We start from the raw sequence: 4,165 nt of genomic DNA on the forward strand, positions 1-4,165 counted from the left end.
CTCCTCCCCCTCCCCTCCTCCCGAACCGCCCTCCGGCGTCGCGCGCACCGTGGCGCTGGAGGCCGCGGATCCGCTCTCCGTCCTCAACCAGGCGTTCCGCGACGCCTACGCCGCGCGCCGTGAAGCCGTGCTGTCGCGCATGGGCCCCGTCATCGCGCAGATCGACGACGTGCTCATCCTCCGCAAGGGCGGCCAGCGCTTCGAGTCCCCCGCGCGCACGCGCCACTACCACGAGTACAAGGCCGTCACCCACGTCCCCCTCGCGCTCCACGTCCTGCTCGCGAGCCGCAAGGACGCGCTCGACGAGGAGACGCGCACGCGGCTCACCACGCTGCGCGGGCTCATCACCACCGCGTCCTCGAGCCTGGACACCCGGGGCCTTCCCGCCGACGCCCTGGCGCGGCAGCGCCGCATGCTCCAGGCGTCACTCGCGCTGGTGGACTCCGTGCTCGCCGCGAACCGCGTGACGCAGGCGCAGCTCGCGGCGTTCATCCACGCCCAGGTGCCGGACCTCCTGAAGAACGCCGAGGACGCGGCGAAGGATCAAATCCACACCATGCACGCGTCCGTCGAAGCGTGGAAACGCCAGATGACCGCCGAGGAGCGCGGCCAGCTGCGCGCCGTGGTGGCCGCGTCGCACATGTCGCGGCCCGGCAACGTGGCCGCGCAATACTTCTCCATCACCCTGGGCGACACCTGGGAGGGGCGCTTCCACGAGGAGGATCAGCAGCCCGGCAAGCGCGTCCTGTCATCGGAGGCGACGTTCGACGAGCCCTCGGCGTTCGCGCTGCTCGCCACGCACGTGCTGGACGCGAACACGTCGCGCGGCATCTTCGGCGAGGAGACGCGCATGGCCCGGGACCTGCTCGCGGACGCCGCCGAGCGCATCCTCGCGGACATGTTCAAGACGTCACCCGAGCCGCCCGGGACGAGCACGCCGTAGACGGCTTCAGGGCCGCGCGAGCGGCAGCTCCACGGTGACCGTCGCGCCCTCGCCCAGGCGGCTCTGCATGGACACGCTCCCGCCCTCGGCCTCCACGATGGTGCGGGTGAGGTACAGCCCCAGCCCCAGGCCGCCGTAGTGGCGCTCGGACACGGCGCGGCCGTAGCGCTCGAAGAGGCGCGGCTGCTGCTCCGGCGCGATGCCGATGCCCTCGTCGCGCACCGTGAGCCGCGCCATGCCGCCTTCCACCGTCAGCCGCACGGACACCGGGGCGCCCGCGCCGTACTTGAGGGCGTTGTCCAGCAGGTGCTCCAACACCTGCCCCAGCCGCACCCGGTCGAAGCAGCCGCGCACCGGCTCCGGGGCCTCCACCTGGAAGCCGCAGTGCTCCACGGCGAACCTCGGCGCGAACTCCCCGGCCACCTCGCGCACCACCTGCGCGAGGTCCACCTCCTCGCGCTGCAGGCGGAAGGTGCCGGCGTTGATGCGCGAGACGTCCAGGAGGTTGTTCATCAGGTCCGTGAGCCGGCGGACCTGGCGGTTCCCCGTTTCGACGTGCGACTCGATGATGGGCGCGAGCGGCGACTCCGGATGCGCCTTCACCGCGCGCGCGAGCGCCTGGAGCTTCAGGCTCAGGGGCGTCAGGGGCGTCTTCAGCTCGTGGCTCGCGACGGACAGGAACTCGTCGCGCAGGCGCACGGCCTCGCGTGCGTCCTGGAGCAGTCGCGCGTTGTCCACCGCGAGCGCGGCCAGGGTCGCCAGCTCCTGGGCGAAGCGAAGGTCCTCCTCGTCGTACCGGCGGCTGGAGGTGGTGATCAGGAAGGTCAGCGCGCCCAGGATGTGGCCCCGGGCCAGCAGCGGCACCGTGAGCAGGGAGCGGATGTCCACCCGCCGCATCGTCTCCAGGTGCTCCGCGTCCTGCGCCGCGGACCGCATCACCGCCTCCGTGACCTCCGGAACCAGGGTGGACCGGCCGGTCGCCAGCGCCACCGCGGGCGGATAGACGGGGTGTTCCTGGGGGACCGGCTTCATCCGCTGCACGGTGGCCGCGAGCGAGGCATGCGCCGGGTCGGACGTCACCACCTGGGCGCGCTCGAAGTGGCCGTCCGGGTGCAACACGTCCACCACGCACCAGTCCGCGAGCGCGGACACCGACAGGTTCGCCAGCGTGGCCAGCGTGGAGGACACGTCCATCGACGAGGCGAACAGCTCGCTGGCCCGAGCGAAGAACACGGTGCGCTCCTCGGCCAGTACCTGGGCGTGGATGTCCACGCAGGTGCCCACCCATTCGCGAATGGTGCCGTCCGGCGCCCGCACCGGAACGCCCTTCGCGAGCATCCACACGTACCCGCCCTCCGCGCGGCCCAGCCGGTAGCGCTCCGCCCAGGATTCGTTCGCGGCCCGCGCCCGGTCCACCGCGGCCCGGATCCGCTCCCGGTCGCCCGGATGCAGCGCCTGGAGCCAGCCCCGGCCGCGCATCTGCTCCCGCGTCTGGCCGGTGAAGGCCAGCCAGGCGTTGGCGAGGGGCGCCTGCCCGTCGTCCGGCGAATCCGTCCAGGTGACCTGCGCGGCCGTCTCCACCAGCTGGCGGAGCCGCTCGGTCTCCAGGCGCAGCAGGGTCAGCTCGTCATCCGGCGCGGCCTGTACCTGGAGAGGAGGCGTCATCGCGGCGGCTCAGTACACGTTGTACTTGGCGCGGAGCGCCTCGTGCTCCTGCGCGTTGCGCGACGGGTGCAGGACCTTCTGCGCGTCGTGCAGGTAGTACCAGTAGTCGCTCTTCACCGGCCGCAGCGCGGCGAGCAGCGAGTCCACCGTGGGCGCGCCAATGGGGCCCGGCGGCAGGCCCGCACGCGTGCGCGAGTTCCACGGATCCGAGTTGTCCCGCAGCCGCTTGAGGAACGCCTTGCGGTCGTTCCACTCCGCCAGCTCGTAGCGGCTGGTGGCGTCCACGCCCAGCGGGAAGCCCTTGTCCACGCGCTTCCAGAGGATGCCCGCGACCAGCGCGCGCTGCGAGGGCACCGGCTCCTCGCGCTCCAGCATGGAGGCCATCACGACGATGTCGTGCAGCGACCGGCCGCTCTTGGCGATCTCATCCTTGTGCTCGTCGTAGAAGCGCGCGCGGAAGGTGTCGATCTGCCGCTGGATGAACGCCTCCACCTTGAAGTTGTCCGCGATGATCCCGTAGGTCTCCGGGTAGAGGTAGCCCTCCAGGCTGCGGGTGGGCAGCGGGAACGGCGCGGCGAAGCGGCCCGGCTGGCTGGCCGCGGCGATGTACTCGCCCGGCTTGATCAGCCCCTGGGCGGCGAGCACCTGGTCGGTGTCGCGCAGGCGCCAGCCTTCAATCATCGCGAAGGGCACGTCCTCCGGCAGCGGCTGCCCTTCCAGGGCGTTGGCCAGCTCCGCCACGGACGCGGTGGGGCTGAGCATGAACCGGCCCGCCTTCACGTTGAGGCTGCCCCGGCGCCACAGGTGGAAGCGCCACACGGTGGGGTCATCCAGGAAGCCCTGGGCCTGGAGCTGCTGGCCCAGCGAGCGCGCGGACGCGCCCTTCTTCACCACGAACTCCTTGGGCGCCGGATCCGCCGCCGCGTGCGGCGCGGTGGTGGCGTTCTGGAAGTGCATGAACACGCCGCCTGCACCCGCGGCCGCCAGGACGATGAGCACGAGGAGCGCGACCAGGATCTTCTTCATGGGGCGCCAACCTATCAAAGGCCCTGACGCTTCCAACGAGAACCACCGTGCCTCCGGCCGGGCAGGCGGACGCAAGCGCCCCCTTCTCAACACCCACCGGAGAAGGCGCCCCTTCCCCCACGCCTCGTCTAGGATGAAGGCCTTGTTCGTCGACCCCCGCAGGCTCGAAACCTTCCGCGTCGTCGCCTCCAGCGGGCAGATCTCCGCCGCCTCGCGCCTGCTCCACCTGTCTCAGCCCGCCGTCACCGCGCAGGTCCGGCAGCTGGAGGCGGACTGCGGCCAGCCGCTCCTGGTGCGCACCGCGCGGGGAGTGCGGCTGAACGCGGCCGGACGGGTGCTCTTCGAGTACGCCCAGCGCATCCACGGCCTGCTGGACGAGGCGGCGCTCGCCATCACGGCGGAGGAGACCCTCACCGGGGAGCTGGCGCTGGCGGCGAGCACCACCGTCGCCAACGCCATCGTGCCGGGCCTCCTGGCGTCCTTCCTGCGCACGCACCCGGAGCTCCAGGTCCGTCTGGAAGTGGGCAATAC

Annotated in this window: 4 protein-coding genes; 2 read left to right on the forward strand and 2 right to left on the reverse strand. The window is 71.9% G+C overall.

Annotated features, from left to right (window positions below; all coding sequences use genetic code 11):
• Positions 1 to 943: hypothetical protein (locus D7X55_RS36850; RefSeq protein WP_306437761.1), on the forward strand; the 943-nt coding region annotated here is incomplete at its 5' end.
• A gap of 6 nt (positions 944 to 949) precedes the next feature.
• Here D7X55_RS36850 and D7X55_RS36855 read toward each other — a convergent pair.
• Positions 950 to 2,608 (reverse strand): ATP-binding protein, encoded by a 1,659-nt coding sequence (locus D7X55_RS36855; protein WP_121725471.1) that lies wholly within the window; start codon positions 2,606 to 2,608, stop codon positions 950 to 952.
• A gap of 9 nt (positions 2,609 to 2,617) precedes the next feature.
• A complete protein-coding gene (gene mltG / locus D7X55_RS36860; protein WP_121725472.1) occupies positions 2,618 to 3,634 on the reverse strand; it encodes an endolytic transglycosylase MltG in 1,017 nt (338 codons plus the stop codon).
• Between the two features lie 133 nt (positions 3,635 to 3,767).
• Here mltG and D7X55_RS36865 point away from each other — a divergent pair.
• A partial coding sequence (locus tag D7X55_RS36865) for a LysR family transcriptional regulator (RefSeq protein WP_147470365.1) occupies positions 3,768 to 4,165 on the forward strand: 398 nt, incomplete at its 3' end.

Source organism: Corallococcus sp. AB049A, assembly GCF_003668885.1.
GTDB lineage: Bacteria > Myxococcota > Myxococcia > Myxococcales > Myxococcaceae > Corallococcus > Corallococcus interemptor.

Bases quoted from the DNA above. Each gene is read 5' to 3' on its own strand.
- D7X55_RS36855 (WP_121725471.1), bottom strand. From the start codon at position 2,608: ATGACGCCTCCTCTCCAGGTACAGGCCGCGCCGGATGACGAGCTGACC.
- mltG (WP_121725472.1), bottom strand. From the start codon at position 3,634: ATGAAGAAGATCCTGGTCGCGCTCCTCGTGCTCATCGTCCTGGCGGCC.